At 33.9% G+C, this 2174-nt stretch carries 6 protein-coding genes; all 6 read right to left on the reverse strand.

Annotated elements, in window-relative coordinates:
• Positions 1 to 234: 234 nt before the first annotated feature.
• Positions 235 to 570, reverse strand: coding sequence for a hypothetical protein (locus A596_RS20860; protein WP_160280194.1), 336 nt, complete (start codon positions 568 to 570; stop codon positions 235 to 237).
• Positions 567 to 857, reverse strand: a complete 291-nt coding sequence (locus A596_RS20865) for a hypothetical protein (RefSeq protein WP_039918583.1) — start codon at positions 855 to 857, stop codon at positions 567 to 569. Before A596_RS20865 ends, A596_RS20860 begins: the two co-directional genes overlap by 4 nt.
• Positions 858 to 869: 12 nt before the next feature.
• Entirely contained in the window at positions 870 to 995 is a 126-nt protein-coding gene (locus tag A596_RS23765) for a hypothetical protein (protein WP_268745710.1), read from the reverse strand.
• Between the two features lie 181 nt (positions 996 to 1176).
• Entirely contained in the window at positions 1177 to 1533 is a 357-nt protein-coding gene (locus A596_RS20870) for a hypothetical protein (RefSeq protein ID WP_039918586.1), read from the reverse strand.
• Positions 1534 to 1661: 128 nt separating this feature from the next.
• Positions 1662 to 1949, reverse strand: coding sequence for a hypothetical protein (locus A596_RS20875; RefSeq protein ID WP_039918587.1), 288 nt, complete (start codon positions 1947 to 1949; stop codon positions 1662 to 1664).
• An 18-nt stretch (positions 1950 to 1967) separates the two neighbouring features.
• Positions 1968 to 2174: hypothetical protein (locus A596_RS23205; protein ID WP_039918588.1), on the reverse strand; the 207-nt coding region annotated here is incomplete at its 5' end.

Genomic DNA, 2174 nt, shown 5'->3' on the forward strand with positions numbered 1-2174 from the left:
GCATAAAAACCTCCCTGTAAAAATTTAACGTTTTCTGTAGGTTGGAATGGGCCGCGTAGGTGAGCGCAACGACTTCCGACAATTCACCACAATCAAATTCATATACATCATTGCACAATCATGTTGATGCTCGTGCGAAATATAGAGACAGATTATCGTTCGATAATGTCGGAAGTCGCTTCGCTCACCTACGCGGCCCGTTCCAACCTACATTCATTTGACCTGAGTTACGCGTTATAAAATAATTCCATTTTTGCATTTTTCAGCATACTCCAATAATTCCTCTGGTAAAAATTTAATATTATTTTCAATAATTTCTTTAACTTCATTTGGATACCCAACATGCCAATGACCAAGCCCATGAAGTGCTGATTCAATGCAGTGATTATTTTTATATTTCAATAAATTTTGCATTATTTTCATAATTTCTAGATCTATTTTTTTCATAGAATCATTTCTAGTTCCTGTTCCATGTCTAGGAAAAAAATCCCACCACATCTTACATACATAATTTAAATTTATTGTTGAATCATTACACTGGTTTTCAAAAAAACAAAATATATTATTCATCGATTTAATAGCATTAATTTTTTTTCATCCATAACGGAATCATCTAATAATGCATAAGCAGTTAAACTTATAAATGGATTAACAATATAATTAAGACCATAAGCAATTTCATTTAAATTACGGCGACTGTGTATTTTGTCAATATTTAAAAAAACATAATCAACATAACTACAAATAATATTTTTATCTTTTATTGGTTCATTATAAAAATCAGGGTATTTCCACGTTGAAAAATCATCATTAACAACATCAGGAAATACATAATTTATCCACTCATCTACATTCATAAAGCCTCCTTTTTAACGGCAATCTTTCTTACATACTTCTTTAACCCATCTTTCGGCACTAGCTATTTGATTTTCAATTTGAGCCATATGAGCCTCATGCTCAGCATCTGTAACTCCATCAAACCATCTTTTAGTCATTTCTTCCAAATTCCCCACAATCAAAACCATGTAAATCATTGCACAAGCATGTTGATGTTCATGCGAAATGTAGAGACAGATTATCGTTCGGTCATGTTGGAAATCGTTGCGCTCACCTATGCGGCCCGTTCCAACCTACATTCATTTAATCCAAGTTACGTGTTTTAAATAATATAAAATTTTATCCACTCTTAATTTTTATGTATTTAGAAATAGCAACCATACATACATATAATGCTAAAATTCCTAATACTAATGAAATAATACTAAATGAGTGAAAGCCCCAAGCTTGAAAGAACAAAAGCATTGCTAATGGCATTCTCAAGTCCAGCTTATTATTAAAGCCTACCATCAAAGCGAGTATTGCTCCCCCAAGGATAAATACAGGTAACACCAGGAAAAGAAATATGGCATGCATACTTTCTACTGTTATTTGACCTTTTTTTAATAAATCTATAATCAAATCAAAGCCAAAAAATGTTAGTCCTGTGGCAATCAGCACAACTATAAAATTCAAAAAATAGTATAAATATTTCATTAAATTTCCTTATTTGAACCAGTCTGTCGCAGGCTTCTAAAATGGATCATCATTGGTATAGAGGAATAACGTCAGCCGTCCGAGTTATACTTTCGGGCAGAGTAGAGGAAGCTTGTTGGTTCCAACTGCTAAATTGGTTTTTTTTCGTTGAAATTGTAAGTGATAAATTTAATCGGATTCACATGATCTTTATTTGCATAGATATAAGTTTTTACCAAACGATTATCATGATCCAACTCGTAAGTAGTTTTTTCCCGTTCAGGATTAATAGCACTAATTAAATTGCCATTTTGATCATAGTCATAACGACGCTGAGGGGTTGTGTTTTGGTCACCGTCTTTGGTTTCTAAGCGTAAACGATCATTTTTATCATAGGTGTATATGGTTAAACGCCCTTCGGGGTCTTTAACCTGCAAAAGATTATCGCGTGCATCTTAAGAAAACTCCGTTACACCTTCTTCAGCATCGGTAATTTTTTTAACACGGTTTAATACATCATAGTCATAAATAGTTTCTGGTATGGTCGTTGGCGCTGACACGATAGGTGTAGTGACCCGCGGGATATCACCCAAATTGCTCGCAGTTACTAGTGAAATCCAATCAGGCACTGGCGAAGAATTTCTGCTTGCCAATTTCACACG

Source organism: Cellvibrio mixtus subsp. mixtus J3-8 (assembly GCF_000766945.1).
In the GTDB taxonomy this organism is placed as follows: Bacteria; Pseudomonadota; Gammaproteobacteria; order Pseudomonadales; family Cellvibrionaceae; genus Cellvibrio; species Cellvibrio mixtus_A.